The 17386-nt window shown below is 43.5% G+C and carries 15 protein-coding genes and 1 tRNA gene; 7 read left to right on the forward strand and 9 right to left on the reverse strand.

The genetic code is table 11. From position 1 onward, the window contains the following. Window positions 1–35: 35 nt before the first annotated feature. A complete protein-coding gene (locus tag ABM313_RS02385) occupies window positions 36–2693 on the reverse strand; it encodes a tetratricopeptide repeat protein (protein WP_434686101.1) in 2658 nt (885 codons plus the stop codon). Between the two features lie 335 nt (window positions 2694–3028). Beyond that, window positions 3029–4087, reverse strand: coding sequence for a pentapeptide repeat-containing protein (locus tag ABM313_RS02390; protein ID WP_434686102.1), 1059 nt, complete (start codon window positions 4085–4087; stop codon window positions 3029–3031). A gap of 266 nt (window positions 4088–4353) precedes the next feature. Here ABM313_RS02390 and ABM313_RS02395 point away from each other — a divergent pair, with 266 nt between their 5' ends. Beyond that, window positions 4354–5085: a tRNA1(Val) (adenine(37)-N6)-methyltransferase gene (locus tag ABM313_RS02395; protein WP_434686103.1), complete on the forward strand. Its 732-nt coding sequence runs from the start codon at window positions 4354–4356 to the stop codon at window positions 5083–5085. Window positions 5086–5340: 255 nt separating this feature from the next. Beyond that, window positions 5341–7656 carry an ATP-dependent helicase gene (locus ABM313_RS02400; RefSeq protein WP_434686104.1) on the forward strand — a complete coding sequence of 772 codons (2316 nt, stop codon included), beginning with the start codon at window positions 5341–5343 and terminating at the stop codon, window positions 7654–7656. Between the two features lie 33 nt (window positions 7657–7689). On the opposite strand, the gene ABM313_RS02405 is transcribed toward ABM313_RS02400, so the two are convergent. From ABM313_RS02405 to ABM313_RS02430, 6 genes are all read right to left on the reverse strand, one after another. Continuing rightward, the gene (locus ABM313_RS02405; protein WP_434686105.1) at window positions 7690–8025 is read right to left on the reverse strand and encodes a nucleotidyltransferase domain-containing protein; all 336 of its coding nucleotides are present in this window, start codon (window positions 8023–8025) and stop codon (window positions 7690–7692) included. Beyond that, window positions 7991–8263 (reverse strand): DUF433 domain-containing protein, encoded by a 273-nt coding sequence (locus ABM313_RS02410; protein ID WP_434686106.1) that lies wholly within the window; start codon window positions 8261–8263, stop codon window positions 7991–7993. The genes ABM313_RS02405 and ABM313_RS02410 overlap by 35 nt, the downstream gene beginning before the upstream one ends. Window positions 8264–8291: 28 nt before the next feature. Beyond that, complete coding sequence (locus tag ABM313_RS02415; RefSeq protein WP_434686107.1) at window positions 8292–8654, reverse strand: DUF5615 family PIN-like protein; 363 nt, start codon at window positions 8652–8654, stop codon at window positions 8292–8294. Beyond that, window positions 8654–8899, reverse strand: a complete 246-nt coding sequence (locus ABM313_RS02420) for a DUF433 domain-containing protein (protein WP_434686109.1) — start codon at window positions 8897–8899, stop codon at window positions 8654–8656. The genes ABM313_RS02415 and ABM313_RS02420 overlap by 1 nt, the downstream gene beginning before the upstream one ends. A gap of 163 nt (window positions 8900–9062) precedes the next feature. After that, window positions 9063–10580 carry a tetratricopeptide repeat protein gene (locus ABM313_RS02425; protein ID WP_434686110.1) on the reverse strand — a complete coding sequence of 506 codons (1518 nt, stop codon included), beginning with the start codon at window positions 10578–10580 and terminating at the stop codon, window positions 9063–9065. Next, a complete protein-coding gene (locus tag ABM313_RS02430; RefSeq protein ID WP_434686111.1) occupies window positions 10561–11916 on the reverse strand; it encodes an ATP-binding protein in 1356 nt (451 codons plus the stop codon). Before ABM313_RS02430 ends, ABM313_RS02425 begins: the two co-directional genes overlap by 20 nt. Before the next feature lie 161 nt (window positions 11917–12077). On the opposite strand from ABM313_RS02430, the gene ABM313_RS02435 reads away from it, so the two are divergent. From ABM313_RS02435 to ABM313_RS02445, 3 genes are all read left to right on the forward strand, one after another. Next, complete coding sequence (locus ABM313_RS02435; protein WP_190576788.1) at window positions 12078–12308, forward strand: hypothetical protein; 231 nt, start codon at window positions 12078–12080, stop codon at window positions 12306–12308. Window positions 12309–12389: 81 nt separating this feature from the next. Next, a complete protein-coding gene (gene def / locus ABM313_RS02440; RefSeq protein ID WP_434686113.1) occupies window positions 12390–12941 on the forward strand; it encodes a peptide deformylase in 552 nt (183 codons plus the stop codon). A gap of 218 nt (window positions 12942–13159) precedes the next feature. Further along, a complete protein-coding gene (locus ABM313_RS02445) occupies window positions 13160–13522 on the forward strand; it encodes a DUF2237 family protein (protein ID WP_094535681.1) in 363 nt (120 codons plus the stop codon). Window positions 13523–13715: 193 nt separating this feature from the next. Here the strand turns inward: ABM313_RS02445 and pyrF are convergent, their stop codons facing one another. Continuing rightward, window positions 13716–14426 carry an orotidine-5'-phosphate decarboxylase gene (pyrF, locus tag ABM313_RS02450; protein ID WP_434686114.1) on the reverse strand — a complete coding sequence of 237 codons (711 nt, stop codon included), beginning with the start codon at window positions 14424–14426 and terminating at the stop codon, window positions 13716–13718. Window positions 14427–14492: 66 nt separating this feature from the next. Between pyrF and ABM313_RS02455 the strand changes: the two genes are divergently transcribed. Then, window positions 14493–17051, forward strand: a complete 2559-nt coding sequence (locus ABM313_RS02455) for a sugar phosphate nucleotidyltransferase (RefSeq protein WP_434686115.1) — start codon at window positions 14493–14495, stop codon at window positions 17049–17051. A 165-nt stretch (window positions 17052–17216) separates the two neighbouring features. After that, a tRNA-Gln gene (locus tag ABM313_RS02460) sits at window positions 17217–17288 on the forward strand. Window positions 17289–17386: the final 98 nt, after the last annotated feature.

Consider the following 17386-nt stretch of genomic DNA (forward strand, 5'->3'; position numbering starts at 1 on the left):
TTTAAATATACCTATTAAGTAATAACAATATATGTCTACAAACCATTACCGATCGCAAAAAATGCTGACCAGAAATAAGGATGATTATATTCTTGGGAATTGATTAAAGCAATTTGCGATCGCCTTAATGACTCAGAAATGGCAACATTCTCTTTTCGCATTTCCGCATAAAAAGTAGTCATCAGCGAACCTGTCCCCACATCATTAACCGACCACAGAGAAGCGATCGCATTTTTTGCCCCTGCCTTTTGCACCTGATAGCCAAATCCTAGAATTTCTACACCACTACCAAAAGCACCTAATCCTGTCTGACAAGCACTTAAGATGATCAAATCCACATTGGGAATTTGCCAATCCGTGATTTCATGAAGACGAATTTTATCGCCATTACCAAAAATAATAAAGGAGTTATCTGGTGCACCCGTATTGAATTCAGCATGGGTAGCAAGATGAATAATATTATGATTTTTTAGTTTCGATTCGATCGCTTGGCGACTAAAGTCATTTTCAGTTAAAGCAACAGAGTTTTGGAATTTATTAGCGATCGTTTTGACCTCAGTAAGTGTTGCAGGTAAAGCAACTTGTCCAAACTTCTGCTCTCCCTCTCTCCCGCCAAATGCTCCTGCTAAGATACTGGGTTTAGTTTTGGGTTGGGGAGAAAAGTCAGAGAGGCTGTAGGCGATGAGATTGCTAATTCGATATTTCTCCACTAGCCATTGCTTGCCATTGTAGAGAGCCGCGAGGGGAACATAGCGTAGTTGACCATCAGGAGCATAGAGGATAGTTTGAGCTTTGGCTTGAGCAAGTTCAGTTTCGATTGGTTTAATCAGCAGATTATAGATTTCGGTAGCAGGATCTTTGACATCATCGGAACTAACATCTCGAACCCCTTCCCTAAAGTTAGAAATTAAAGCTTCTAGGTTATCCTTGGATATTTTCACAGTACGGCTGATGGGGAGTGTATTCGGTGAGAAGAGGATGATTTCAAGGCGATCGCTTAAAATCAGAGGATAAAGTAGTACAGTTCCCTGTGGGATTTGTTGGAGATAGTCGGGGACCTTGTTGATTTCTGATTTGGGAAGCTGTTGGATCTGCTTAGCAAGTAGGTCGTTAATTGCAGGACTATTTTCAAAGCTAACCGCTAACAGCTTATCGCTAATCGCTTTCTCTGGTTCTAAAATCCTTACCCCTTGAGCAGTGCGATCGCTTCCTTTAATGTTTTTAAGATAGTCTTCTAGTTCCTGCACCTTGAGGAGATCAAGAATTTGCAAGGCTTCCATGACTCGACCTTGTTGGAGTAATAGGTCGGCAAGGCGGCGGTAAGAACCTTCCACATTACTTAAATAGGAATTTTGTAAATCTCGATCAAGTTTACGAATATCTTTACGGATCGATTCACTGATGTTGACTGATTGCTTGTAGAAAACAATGGATAAATCCGTTTGTTTTTGTTTTTCAAGAGTCAAGCCGATCTGATTTAGAGCCATTCTTTCGCCATCACGGTTTTTGATCTTACGGGCGATTTCTAATCCTGCGTTATGATAGTCAATTGCTTTCGCATAGTTACCAAGGGCATAATAGGCACTTCCCATAGAACCCAATGTTTTCCCTTCCCCACGGCGATCATTGACTTCACGGGCAATTTTTAAACTTGACTCATAGTATTTGATCGCTTCATCATAATTACCCTGCGCTTCGTAAGCATTCCCTAAATATCCTAGTGATTTCCCTTCACCACGGCGATCGTTAATTTCTCGCGCCGCTTCCAAACTCGACTGGTGATATTTAATTGCCTCCTGATAGTTACCCTGATCGTAGTAGGCATTGCCTAAGTAACCGAGAGACTTGGCTCTGCTCAGTCGATCATTGATTTTAGTAGCGATCGCTAAGCTCTGCTTGTAATAGCTAATCGATTTGGGATAGTCCCCAAGTGAGCGATAAACCAGTCCTAAAAAGCCGAGAGCCTGTCCTTCTCCGCGTATTTCTTTGATCTCACGGGTAATTGCTAAACGCTTTTCCTGATACTCAATGGCTTTAGCAAAGTTACCCTGAGCGCGATAGGCATTACCGAGATTACCCATGGCATTGCCTTCCCCTTGACGATCTTTGATTTCGCGGGCAATAACTAGACGCTGCTCGTGAAATGCGATCGCTTTCACATAGTCACCCTGAGCATAGTAATTCATTCCCAAATTACCCAAGGCTGATCCTTCGCCACGGCGATTGCCAGTCTCACGGGTAATCACTAAGCTTTGCTCATGGTGGGCGATCGCTTGAGAATAGTTCCCCAGAGCGCGGTAGACAACGCCGAGATTGATTAGAGACTCTCCTTCGCTACGGCGATCGCCTAGCTCCTGTGCGATCGCTAAACTCTGGCGATGAGAAGCGATCGCTTGTTCATAACGTCCCAACGATTCGTATGTTTTGCCTAGATTTCCATGCAATATTCCCTCTTTCTGACGATCTTTGATTTCTTGATAGATAACTAGGGCTTGTTGCCATGACTGCAATGCGGTTTCAAACTGGCTGAGTTTATATTGCTGAGTTCCCAAATCCAACAGCTGATCCGCTTCTGCTTTGCGAGTTTGAGTTGTTTGTGTTTGGGCGTTCACAAAGGACTGATCAGGCGGTAGTAAGATTCCACCAAGTCCAGTTGCCAATACAAGTGTCAGCGCATAGAACCGAGAAGTCATGACCTTATCCTCAAGTTTTACAACAATTATATTTAGGATGGGCTTTGCCCATCTAATCTTACCGTTTAGATTTATTTAGAGTTTTACGCATAAATCCGTAAAACTCTCACCCCTAGCCCCTCTTCCAGTAGGCTACCGCGTATACACAAGTTATCAGCTATAGCGTGAGTTACTAATGATCCCCCTCAATCCCCCTTAAAAAGGGGGAAGAAGAAAATTCTCCCCCCTTTTTAAGGGGGGCTGGGGGGGATCTAAACCCTCAAATGCAGACAGAGAGGTATTTAACGGCAAATCCCAGTAGAGAAGAGGGCAGTTTTGGTTTTGCGTAAGTCAATTTATTTATGGACTTTGCCATCAGGAAGTGTCGCACCTTTAAGAATCGCACCGACAAGATTAGCGCTACTTAATTCAGCACGATTGAGAATCGCGTCGGTCAGATCAGCATTAGCGAGATTTGTCCGCGCCAGATAAGCTTCAATAAGATTAGCGCGAACCATAATTGCTCCATGGAGATTAGCACGGCTGAGATCAGCTCGAGTCAATTTAACATCCGTGAGATCAGTTCCTTTCATCTGTACGCGACTTGCCTTAATATCTGCCATAACCGCATTTCGCAATGAAACTCCATTGAAGTCTGCATCAATTAAGATGGCGCGTTCCAGTTTGGCATTATTTAAAATCGCGCCTGAAAGCGTAGCACAACTAAGGTTAGCCTCCGAGAGAAAGACACCCTGCATATTGGCATTATTTAACTTCGCTTCAATCAGATTAGCCCCACTGAGAGTTGCTTCTTGGAGATTTGCTCCCCTTAAATCCGCTTTGTGTAAATCCGCCCCAGATAAATTTGCACCGCGCAAATCCGCACCCGATAGATTTGCCCCCGTTAGATTCGCAGTGCTGCGCTTCTTTTTACCAGTATCAATTTCATGTTGATCGCCGATCGCTCTTTCTTGTCTGAGATTTGCACCTTTCATACAAGCACCGACAAGGTTCGCCCCACTCAAGTTCACGGTTCGCATATCCGCATCAATTAAGTTTGCATCCATTAAATTAGCAAGACTAAGATTGGCTCCAAATAGCGTCGTTCCTTGCAAACTAGCTCCATGCAAATCCGCATTGGATAGATTGACATTACTCATGCTTGCTTGATTAAGATTTGCACCACAGAGATTTGCTCCCACCATCAAGGCTCCGCGCATATTCGCACGAGTCAGGCAAGCAAAGGTGAAGACGGTACTATTGAGATAGGCTTTAGATAAGTTAACATCTAGCCAATCGGTACGACTCAGATTTGCACCGCTAAGTTTGATGCCATTCAGATTAAGCCCACTAAAGTCGCGATCGCCCTGTGCATAGCGGCGCAAAATATCTTGAGAAGTAAGTGCTGCATCCATAGTGTGAGTGTGGTTACACTTTCGTTGAATTAGTATAAATTACAGCGCTTTGCGCTCAAACCCAAACCAATATATAGCAGTCCTATCTCATTTGTGGATTTTTGGGGCTTGCGGAAGGACACCCCATCGGGGTGTCCTTCCGCAACTCATTTAGGATTGCTATATGTTTTGAAAGTATTGCTTTGCAATACTTTCAAAACATATATTGTGGTTCGTTTGAATGGTAATTGCTGTATGGCAAGATCATAGCGGTTAGCAATGAAGAAATGCGAAATTCCTGTTTTTACTTTAAACAATTTGCGATCGCTCAAGACAAATGTGCGATGAAAGTAGGAACAGATGGCATTTTGTTGGGTGCATGGGCAAAGCTACCTGAAAATGCTCAAATTCTGGATATTGGCACAGGGACAGGATTGCTAGCCCTAATGTTGGCTCAGCGCTCGCAATTATCAAATACATTTTCCAATACATTTATTGATGCAGTGGAAATTGATCATGATGCTTATCAACAAGCTAAAGAGAATATCGAGAGTTCGCCTTGGCGCGATCGCATTAATATCGATCATGCCAGTGTTCAAGACTGGGTGATCGCCTGTTCTCAGCAATACGACTTGATTATTTCTAATCCGCCATTTTTTGAGAACGCCTTTAAACCTTCACAAAATTCCCGAAACTTAGCTAGACATAGTGACAGCCTTTCCCAAACAGATCTTCTCCAAATCGCATCGCAATTGTTAAAACCAAATGGACATTTAGCAGTTATTTATCCCACCAATTTAGCTAATAATTTTCTCACTAAAGCTCAAAGTTTTAATTTATTCTGCGATCGCCAAGTTCATGTCAAACCAACTCCGCAAAGTCCAGTCAAACGGATATTACTAGAATTAAGCCCCACTCAATATCCCACCCAAACAACGATGCTCACCATCGAAGAGAGAAAACACCTGTACACGCAAGATTACATTGCTTTAGTAAAAGACTTTTATCTTAATTTATAAACTGATTTTACATGGAACTCAGATGATCAATCTCTTGCGGCTAGCATAGCGGGGCAACCACGGGGGGATTGCCCCTACCTGTAAATTTTAGATCTTGTAGGGGCTGTTGTGCCCCCGTGCCAGCCCTAGACCGCCGCCATCGCAGGATTTCACATGACATCATTTACAAGCAGAAAAGGAGGGCGGCGCGAAGCGCCGCCCTCCTTTTCTTTGGCTTTGCGATAAAATGCGTGATGTACATCCGCCCAAGTTGTCATGGTCACCCCTGAAGCTCTCAATCAATTACGCACAACCCTCCGCAAAGGGCAACAAACAATGGCGGATTGGCAGGGTGGTGAGCTTGCCGTGTCCGCAGTGCCAGGGGCAGGGAAATCAACAGGTATGGCGGTAGCCGCCGCGATCGCGATCGCTAATTTTAATCTGCATCGTCAAAAGCAATTAGTAATCGTCACCTTTACGCGATCGGCGGTGAGCAACATTCGCAAAAAAGTCTCCGAGCATCTCAAAAATCTGCGCTTACCGCAAAGCTCTTTTACAGTTAGTACTTTGCACAGCTTGGCGTACAACATTGCCAGCACCCATCGAGAACTATCAGGATTTGGGGCAGGGGAAACTAAAATTATTTCGGAATCGCTCAAGCAGAAGTTAATTCGCAATGCCACAAATATCTGGGTAAAAGAGAATCCCAAATTGTATGACCTATTGCTAGAAGGGAAAAACTTTGACGGAGAGGATACGGAACGATTACGACGACAGACTGTATTACGCACCGATGTATTGCCTAGTTTAGCAAGAGAGGCGATCGCAACAGCCAAGAGTTCAGGTTTGAGCGCGACGGAATTGCGTGAAGCGGAAGCTCCCGATGGTGGTGATATCTTGGCGATCGCGGCGGGACTTTATGAAACCTATGAACGACTGTTGCGGCAAGAAGAGGCGATCGACTATGACGATATGATTTTGGGAGCGTTACGGGTCTTAAGAAATGAAGGTGTTCGCAAATATTGGCAAGAGCGAATTTTTGCTGTATTTGAAGATGAAGCACAGGATTCTTCACCGTTGCAAACGGAGCTGTTAGAGATTCTCGCCCTCACCCCCCAGCCCCCTCTCCCTCTGGGAGAGGGGGAGTCAAATTTCTTACTTCCCTCTCCCAGAGGGAGAGGGACAGAGGGAGAGGGCAAAAACCTGATGCGGGTTGGCGATCCTAATCAAGCGATTAACTCCACTTTTACCCCTGCCGATCCACGCTTTTTTAATGAATTTTGCGATCGCTGTAGTCTTAATTCGCAACTTTCAACCCTTGATCAAGCAGGACGCAGTACCAGAAATGTGATGCGAGCCGCAAACTATATGCTGCATTGGGTCAATCACTCCGAATACGCCAAGATTGAGAAGCCGTTCCGTCAGCAAAGAATTCATCCAGTAGATGCTGATGATCCTCAAGCAAATGCTAATCCTGAACCCATTGGCAAAGGTGTAGAAATCTATTTGCCCAATACTATCGATGATATTGAGCATGAGATGACGATGATCGGCGATCGCATCAAGCAATTACTTGCTCAAGATCCCAAACTGAGTATCGCGATTTTGGTACGTCAGCATAATCAGGGGCGCTTTGTTGCCGAGTCTCTTGCATGGCTGACCAAGGAGCATGAGATTAAAATCTATGATGTCGAACAAAGTGATCGGCGATCGCGTGTACCGATGGATATGTTGGCAATTTTGCAGTTTATGGAACGTCCCCACTCCCCCGACAATCTCAAATTAGCTCTAGAAGTTCTCAAAGATCGCCAGAAAATCTCATCACAGCAAGATCTCAATGCGCTCGCCAGTAATCCCGAAAAGTTTCTCTATCCGACTTTGTTAGATCCAGCTTTATCAACCCTTGCCCAAGAAACCCAAGCTAAATGCATCGGTTTACTACGCGCTAAAATCGAACTTCCGTTATATAACCTAATTCCCTTTATTGCCTTTACTATCTACGACGAAGAGGCAGGGCTATTGGCAACTGCTGATAAATTAGGCGATCGCCTCAATCAGCAACTGGTGGGCAGCTATTCCATGCAAACTGTAATCGAATCGCTAAGGGAAATCGTCGAATCAGAAAATTTTGAAGCCGTCGAAGATGAAAATCTGGAAGGGCGATATATGACAGGGGGACAGGTAACACTGATCAGTCTACATAAAGCCAAAGGGCTAGATTGGGATGTGGTCTTCATGCCATTCTTGCATAAACGTATTTGTCCTGGAGAGGCTTATATTCCTGAATCAGTTAAGTTTTTAGGGGACTTTGGTTTACCTGAAGTGACAAGGGCGCAAATTAGAGCGATCGTGCATAGCGATCGCCTTCCCAATGCTGAGGAAGCTTGGCGACAATGCAGTTACCTCAAGCAAGCCGAGGAGTTTCGGTTACTCTATGTTGGCATGACCCGTGCTAAGCGATTATTATGGCTATCGGCTGCTCAATCTGCTCCCTTCAGTTGGAACACCTTAGAAAATCGCACTGAAAATGCTGCCATTTGTCCTGTGATCACGGAGCTAGCCAAGAAATTTCCTGAACTTGTCTCATGGTAGCGGGACTTTGCTTTTTGCTTTATTGAATTTGATTCATAGAGCAATTCCTTCTCTACGGATATTGTTTAAAAGTGGGGTAGATTTGTTCTTGAAGTCTTCTTCTGAGATGGGGATTACGGAAAGGAGTTCGTCGTATTGAAGGCTGAGTCTAGATTTGATTACGCCCATGTGGAAGATTTCAGCAGGAGGGGAGATGGGAGATTTGAGGATGACTGCAACATCAATGTCTGAGTCAGTTGTGGCTTGATTTCGTGCCTGTGAGCCATATAAAACGATTTGCAAGAATTTACTGCCATACAGGTGTTGCAGTTCTTCACGAAATTCTGTTAGTAGGCTATTTAACTTTGGCGCTAATGTTAATTGATTCATATTTTTCCTTTTCCATTTGGAGATTATCTGCTTGCTCACTGGCTAATTCGGCAGCATAGTTGATGGTGGCAAAAATATCTTCAGGTGTGAGGGTGGGGTAACTCTGCAAGATTTCTGCTTGGCTGACTCTGGCGGCGAGGTTGTCGAGAATGACTGACACCATGATTCTCGTTCCTTTGATGTATGCCTTGCCATGACAAATAGATGGATCTGTTGTAATTCGATCTTTCCACACCATAATAAAAATCCTCGTAATTGTATAGGGATTAACGCGATCGCAATGTTCGCTGTCGTATTTTATTTCGCTCTAGCACGGTAAACATTTCTGTTAATTTTATGTTGTCTTCATCAAGTAAGCGAATTAGATGCTGGGCAGGTTCTAATGGGGTTAGCGGCTGATAGCGAAAGTAAATGACTCCTATGGGTTTTGGTAAAAATCGCCGAAAAATTAATTCGCCGTAGTCGCGATCAAATGTCAGAATAATTCTATTTTCACTAACTGCTCTTGCTAAGACTTCGGTATCTTTGATTCCTGAAGAATCTTCCATGATAGATGCGATGTCTAAGCCAATATCTCGCAAATTTCTAACGCTGACTAGGGGAAAATTTTCGTTTGCTAAAAACTGCATTAACTTGCCTTTAGTGGTGTTGGAATTGTATATAGCGTCATATCGCGCATACATTCGCTGGTAAAGGCAAATACGGCTCTGAGTGAATTTTGGTTTAGAGTGGGATAGTTCTCAAATATTTGTTGTTCTGTCCAACCTGCGGACAATAAGCCCAATATAAATTCGACGGAAAGCCTTGTGCCTTTGATGACTGGCTTGCCGACTAATATATCGGGATCGGAGTGGATATAGTTTTCCCAGTTCATGTAATCGCTCTCTAAGTGCTAATTTGATTTTAACAATTTTAAGATCTCTTCAACAAAAGTAATCTGTGAAGGCAAAGATCCCCGACTTTTTTTGTGACTAGTGCAGATGGTCTATAACAGCAAAGAAAAAGTCGGGGATCTGAATCTCGGCTTTTAAAGTTTTTTATTCCTTACTACTGAATGCTTGTGCTATTTCTTCAACGGTTACGCCTAAAACCTTTGCCGTTGCTTCTAATAGGCTCTGGTCTTGGGTGGCTTGATAGATGCGAGAGAGAATATTTACAGTCATTTCCACATTATGCTGATCTTGGAATTGAGCGAAGATTTCTAAGGCTTGTAGTAGATTTTGACCTGCTTCAGTGAAGTTATTTTCTGCTTTTGCTAATAGTCCTAATTGAGCGTATACGCGGGCTTGGGAGTAGTGATCGCCAAATTCGATAAAATTCGCGAGAGCCTTTTGATAGTATTCCTGAGATTCAGCATATTCACGCAATAATTGGGCAACCACTCCAAAACTTTGGTATGTGTTAGCTTGGGACGAGTAATCGTCAAACTCGATAAATATATTGAGAGCCTTTTGATAATTGTGCTGTGCTTCAGTATATTTCTGCAAGTCTAATTCAAGATTTCCTAACTGAGCGTATGTGCTGCCTTGGGAATAAAGATCTCCAAATTCGATCTTTATCGCTAGAGCCTGTTGATAGTTTTGTTGCGCTTCAGCATATTCTCCCAATTTTTGGGCAGCCATACCCAAGCAATGATAAACATTGGCTTTTCCCTGTTTATCTCCAATCTGTTCTTTAACTAGTAAAGATTGATTGAAATAACATTTCGCATTCTCAAATTCCCTTGCAATGTAACAAAGAACACCCAAATTATATAAAGCTTCAAATTCACCATTTTGGAAGTTAAGCTCACGACAAAGCTCGATCGCCTGTTGAAAATAGAACTTTGCTTTATCAAACTCACGGATTGATTGATGAGCCTTACCTAATTGATTGAGCAATTCTAACCTCGTGCGACTACTTGCTTCCGTATCTTCAGCATATTCTTGCAATAGCCTCTCTAATAAATCAATACGTTCCCCTTGTTCGGGTTTAGCAAAATAGCGATTGGGATTATGAGAAAAGTTAGAGACTTCGGCAGTTAAGCGATCGCGGGTTTCGGGAGGAGTTTGAAATTTAAAGGTTGCTGATGTCCATGCCCAAAAGTCGGGCGCAAACTGGGCGATGCGGGTTACAGCGTAGTCGGGTAAAGCAAACAGCACAGGATGGTGAATCACGACAGGGAAAGAATCACGGGCATAATTGAGATTGGTTAATATAGGCGGATTGTCACCACTGTAAGCGATCGCTTTTTCCAAACCTTGCAAAATCAAAACTAATTTTTTATCAGGTTGAATCTCGATCTTGGCTAGATCTTGCTTAATTGCCTCCAACAGAAACCGTAAGTCTGGATCGTCAAAGCGTAGCACCACAAACTGAATAGATTGACATTTTGGATGTTCCTGCAACGCTGTGATTAAAATATCGATGTCAGGTGGAAAATTGATCTCAGCAAACGCCACCTTAAAACCTTTGGACATCTGCACAAAGGCAAGCAAAATCTTAAACACTTCCTGATTTTGCTCTAGCAAAGCAACAATCTGAGCGCGATCATCGTTAGGGATTTGAGAGGACACTGATTGCTTTGGTAAAGGCATTGCTACGCATAAGTAAAGGATTGGGATAATTCCAGCGATCGCTACCGTTATATTCTAGAACCGCCGTACTATAGAGCATCTGGACTTTAACATCTTCTTCATCGGAAAAATCTTTGTTTAAAGCAATATAAGCCAACTCATTAAAGTATTTTTTATTAGAAAGCGATCGCTCCAAACTAAACTGAAGTTGCTTAATCGCATATTCCACATCCTCAGCCAAGATCTTGTCATGTTCGCGACCACTCGCCGTCAAACAAGCTCTCTGCATCAACTGCATCAATTGCCGAATATGCCCACCACTTGCCTTTACTAATTCCATTAGCTCATGACGCGAATCAAAAATCACATTTACATCTACCCGTTTCTCAATGATTTTTGCCACAGCATCTAAACTTTTTTGATTGAACTCTAAGGGATATTTAGCGCGATCGAGTTCATAGATATTCACCATCGGCACAATATGCGGATCGTCAAAGGAGTTACTCAAACCACGCGATGAATAGAGAGCCGAGATCGGAACTGTGTAAATTATCGAACAGTGTAATGATGTCAGTTGAGCTGCATAGTCAAAAAACAACTTGTCAGACACTGCAAGCGGACAGCGATCAAGATTATCAACAATTACCAAAAAGCCTTTGTAATTGGGAAACTTTTTCCGCAACTTTTTCAGCCCATCCCCCAATAATAAATTGATGTCACCCTTCATACGGGTAAACTCTTTTTTCAAGGTTTCCCGAATCGTTGTTTTCTGAGATGAAGAATTCTTAAAAACCCCCTTTAACTTAAATAAAAGCTTGGCGAAAAATGAAGCCTCACTACCCAAACTTGCTGATGCTTCGACATCTAAAGACAAGGCGACTGATCGCTCGTCTTCTGTCGTAACCACTTTGAACCAATCCTCTACACTCTTGAGTAATTGCTGATCAAAGGTAATTTTAATTTTGGGATCTCGCAAAGCTTGCTCTACCTGACCGATCACCATTAAATAGATATCAATATAATCCAAATCATTAATATCAGTTTCGTCTTCCACATTCAAAAAGACAGTCAAATATTGATCCTTACACTTATCCTCAATGCGCCGTAACTCAGTACTTTTGCCACAACCACGATGCCCTGTAAATAAAATCGTAGAAAATGACTCTGGTTTCTGCTGCTGTAAAATTTGCCCAACCTGAGTGATTGCCTCACTATTTCTCGCTTCTAGCAATGGCAAATAAAATCGCTCTAAGCCCTTGCCCTGAAGTGGCTCAACATCACAGATTTCATAGGCATCTGTGAGATTGGTGGCTAAATCACTAGCGAGATTGGTCATGACTGGTTTTAGCTTAAATTCATGTCTAGGCTACACAGCTAAATCATAGCAGCTAAAGTCTTGCCAAGAATTGAGAAAAACTTAACCTGACTTAACCTGAGATTGTGGATGCTAAGGTTGATGCTAAAATATGCCTTGATATTTTGTTAGGAAAACAATCTATGACGACTAGACGTACTGATAGCGCCTTTCCTGTAAGTTATAACCGCGATACTGATAGTTTGGTTGAAGGATTGACTAAACGTGAATACTTCGCAATTTTGCTCATGCAAGCCTATACAAACACCAATACAAAATTTGAAGACGATTACCAAAAGGCGCGTCTAGCCGTTGCGGAAGCTGATGCTTTGATCGATATTCTTGCCTATGAAGCTAATCCTAAAGCTTTGTAAAGAACGACCGATCGCTCAAATCCTCCTAATTTTTGCCAATAAGTTCTGGCTGCCCCAAAATCAATTAATTAAGAAGTAGTCATGTTGATTCCAGCTATTGACAAAATATTTACCAAAAAGCTAACTATTCATCAGCTTGGCAATCCAGCTTTGAGAGAGATTGCCAAGCCGATCGCCAATGTACGCGATCGCGAAATTCAGAAGTTAATTGATGAGATGCTGGTTACGCTCAAAGAAAGTAAGGGTGTAGGTTTAGCGGCTCCTCAAGTTGGGCGATCGCTACAATTAATCATCATCGCTTCTCATCCCAATGAGCGTTATCCCAACGCGCCCCAAATGGAACCAACAGCGATGATTAATCCCAAAATCATTTCCTCCTCAGGGGAAACTGAAAAAGGCTGGGAAGGTTGTCTGTCAGTACCGATGATTCGGGGGCTAGTACCACGCGATCGCCAAATCGAAGTGGAATATCTAGATCGTCAAGGTGATCGGCAAGTCACAAAGCTAACAGATTTTGTCGCCAGAATCTTTCTGCATGAATATGATCATCTCGAAGGAAAAGTGTTTCTAGATCGCATGGAAACCAACTTAGATTTAGTCACAGAAGCTGAATATCAAAAACTCAATAATTAACTGATGTTACGTGGAAGGACTTCCTGTAGTGGTGGAAGATCAGGGCTGGCACGGGGGCGCAGTCCCTACACAATCCTAAATTTTAGGTAGGGGCAATCCCCCCGTGGTTGCCCTACTGTGCTAGTAGCAAGAAATTCATGCCTGAGTTCTACGTAACATCAATAATTAATTAGTAATTCTGGTCAGCAAAAATTATTGATTAATCAGGATTAAAAATTATGGCAGTCATCAAAAATGTTTTAGGCGAAAATCTGGCACTATGCTGTTCATCGCCAGTCACAGGATTTTATCGAGATGGATTTTGTCAGACAGGAGCGCAAGATCTGGGAGTTCATGTCATTTGTGCCCAAGTTACTGATGAATTTTTAGACTACACCAAAGCTCAAGGCAATGACTTAAGAACACCCGCACCGATGTTTAATTTCGTAGGACTAAAGGCAGGCGATCGCTGGTGTTTATGTGCATCACGATGGAAGGAAGCGCTAGATGCAGGCGTTGCACCACCCGTAGATCTCGCTGCTACCCATGAAGCGGCTTTAAAAATTGTGTCTCTCGATGAACTCAAAAAACACGCAATTTAAACCCAAAAGAATGGATAATTCAGTCTTTTGGGTTTAAATTGCTAATGATGAATTTTTTGCTGCTAGCGTGGCAGGGCAACCACGGGGGGATTGCCCCTACCCAATTCATAATTCAAGTTATGTAGGGGCTGTGCCCCCGTGCCAGCCCCAGCCCCAGCTATCGTAGAAATTCTATCGGCGTAGGGTGTTGTTACTACAATTCTTGGCAAATCTTTTCCCAAGCAGCCACAGGATCAGGTGCGGCAACAATCGGTCTACCAATTACTAAATAACTAGCACCTGCGGCGATCGCTTCTTTGGGAGTCATCACTCGACTTTGATCGCCAACTGCGGCTCCTGCGGGACGTACCCCTGGGGTCACAAAACAAAAATCATCGCCAAGCTGCGATCGCAGATTTTTTACCTCATGTGGTGAACAAACAGCACCAGTTAGCCCACTTTCTTTTGCTAAAAGCACCAGTTTTGACACATATTCAGAGACTTCCATAGACACTTTGAGATCGGTTGCTAATTCCGCAGCCGAAATACTAGTTAGTAGCGACACCGCTAAAAGTTGGGTTGACGAACCTTCGGCTTCACCTTGGGCAGCTTGCATCATCGCCTTACCACCCGAAGCATGAATTGTTAGGAAATCCGCACCATATTTTGTGGCAACTCGACAAGCTGAAGCCACCGTATTAGGGATGTCATGCAGCTTTAAATCTAAAAATATCTTTTTATCTCTTGCTTTCAATTCACGCAAAATCGTACTGCCATCGGCGATAAATAGCTCTAGTCCCACTTTCCAGAAACCTACTTGAGGCAAGCGATCGCACAAATTTATAGCCTCAGCAGTTGATGGGACATCCATCGCCACAATAATTTTTGATTGGGGATCGGTTTCAGGATTAAGGTTTATTTTCATTGCTTTATCGCAAATTTGAACGATACTAGAGCCTAATCCTATTACGTATTGGCGTTCGGAGGATCTATGCGCGCGGTATTGATGGCAGGTGGTTCAGGAACAAGATTACGCCCACTCACTTGTGATATGCCAAAACCGATGGTATCGGTACTAAATCGACCCATTACTGAGCATATTCTCAATTTGTTGAAGCGTCACGGCATCCGCGAAGTAATTGCCACCTTGCATTACTTACCCGATGTCATTCGCGAACATTTTGGCGACGGCTCAGACTTTGGCGTAAATATGATGTATGTGGTCGAGGAAGATCAACCACTAGGAACCGCAGGTTGCGTCAAAAATGTCGAAAGTCTTTTAGATAGTACTTTCACGGTCATTAGTGGCGATAGTATTACTGACTTTGATCTCACCGCCGCCCTCAAATTTCATCGCGCCAAAAAGTCCCAAGCTACTCTGATTTTGCGCCGAGTCAGCGATCCCATGGCTTTTGGTGTGGTAATTACCGATGAGCAAGATCGCATTCAAAGATTTTTGGAAAAACCATCAACGAGCGAAGTTTTTTCCGATACGGTGAATACAGGCATTTATATTCTTGAGCCAGAAGTTTTAGATTTTTTACCAGCTAATGAGCCAAGCGACTTCTCTACAGATTTGTTCCCCCTGTTACTCGCCAAAAATGTACCGATGTATGGGTATATCGCCAGTGGTTATTGGTGTGATATCGGCTCTTTAGATGCTTATCGACAGGCGCAGTATGATGCCATTAGAGGACGAGTTCACTTAGATCTAGACTATGTGCAGTTACGGACAGGATTATGGATTGGCAAACATACTGTCATTTCACCCACCGTCCAAATTGAGCCGCCTGTACTGATTGGGAGTAATTGCTCCATTGGCGATCGCACTAAGATTTCCGCAGGTACGATCATCGGCGATCGCGTCACCATTGGCTCCGATTGCGATCTGCAAAGACCGATTATTGGTAATAGTGCCATGATTAGCGAAGAGTGTCATCTGTGGGCTTGTACCATCTCTCGCAATGTTCGTGTTAGTCGTCGCGCCCATGTGATGGAAGGAGCGGTAGTTGGCTCTAATTCTGTAATTGGTGAAGAGGCGAGAGTTTTCCCGAATGTGCGAATTTGGCCGAGCAAACATGTGGAAGCTGGCGCAACCCTAACCACGAATTTGATTTGGGGCGCAATGGCTTCACGGAATTTGTTTGGACAGCATAGTGTGTCTGGCTTAGCCAATGTCGATATTACGCCCGAATTTGCCGTGAAGTTGGGGGCAGCCTATGGTGCAACATTGCGTCCCAATTCCCATGTGATGGTTTCACGGGATCAGCGCACGATTTGCCGAATGCTAACGCGATCGCTAATTTCAGGATTGATGTCTGTAGGCATTAATGTCGAAAACCTTGAAGCAACAGCGATTCCCATTTCGCGGTTTATTGCCCCCAGTCTGGGGGTTGTTGGCGGTATTCATGTGCGCGTCCACCCTGATCGCAATGACTGCGTAATGATTGAGTTCCTAGATGCCAATGGAATTAATATCAACAAAGCCGCCGAGAAAAAGATTGAAGGCACATTTTTTAAAGAAGACTTTCGCAGGGCAAGGATTGAAGAAATCGGCGAAATTAGTTACCCCACTCGCGTATTGGATTATTACAACAGTGGCTTTGCCAAAAATATTGACGTTGAGGCGATCAGATTTAGCGATTGTAAAAAGATTGTCATTGATTATGTTTATGCAGTTTCAGGAGCAGTTTTGCCGCGCATTTTAGGCAAATTTAGCACCGATGTCGTAGTTCTCAATGCCAGTCTCAATGAAGTTGCTCCTGCTCCCGTCGATCGCGAAAAAATGTTAATTCAGCTAACCGATGTGGTCAAGGCAGTAAGAGGTAACTTTGGCGTACAGGTCTATGCTAATGGCGAAAAATTTATCCTGATTGATGAATTAGGAAAATCCATTCGCGATGAGACATTAACGGGTTTAATGGTGGAAATGGTGCTGACATCACAGGTTGGCGGCACAGTAGTTGTTCCTGTTTCGGCTTCGGGTATGGTGGAACTGATTGCCGAAAAGCATGGTGGCAAAGTGATCCGCACCCGTGCTAATCCAACAGCTTTGATGGCGACTTGCCATAGTACGGAGGGTGTAGTCCTTGGCGGTTCTGCCGAAATGGGCTTTATTTTTCCGCAGCTTCACCCAGGATTTGATGCGATGTTTAGCATTGCCAAGATCATGGAATGGATCACCCTGCAAAAGCGATCGCTGTCGCAAGTCCGCGCACATTTGCCCCGTTGTCATTTTCGGAAACAGATGGTGCGCTGTCCTTGGAGTATTAAAGGGACACTCATGCGCCACCTAGTCGAATCTTACGGACGCGAAAAAATGGAGCTGATCGATGGCGTGAAGGTTTTTTATGGCGATCGCGATTGGGTTTTAGTGTTACCTGATGCAGGTGATCCGATTGTGCATGTTTTTGCAAATGGTTTTGATACCCCCTTGAGCAATGGACAGGCTTGGTCTGAGCGTAATCTCCAAGATGTTTGTAGTCACATTGAGGGCTTCTGTAAGCTCCAAATTGCGCTATCTAAAGATTCTGTACTTCTAGATAATTAGGGGCTTGCCAAAAAGTTTTATGTAGCGCGGCTTCGCAGCGCTACATAAAACCTCTTGAGTCTTTGGGAGATTTTTTTACTAAATGGGTTGACAAAACCCCATCACCCTTTGCTATAGTAATTACCGCGCAATCAAAGAGATTTGTGAAACGCACCCAAAAATTATTGGGGTGTCGCCAAGCGGTAAGGCATCTGGTTTTGGTCCAGACATTCCGAGGTTCGAATCCTTGCACCCCAGTTAATTCAAAAAAGCTCCTCATTGAGGAGCTTTTTTAGTTTTTACTTGCATTGCTTAGGACAAATAGATGAAGGCGGTGCGAAGCACCGCCTTCATCT

It is taken from the genome of Pseudanabaena minima str. Chao 2107 (genome assembly GCF_051131155.1).
Taxonomy (GTDB): Bacteria; Cyanobacteriota; Cyanobacteriia; order Pseudanabaenales; family Pseudanabaenaceae; genus Pseudanabaena; species Pseudanabaena minima.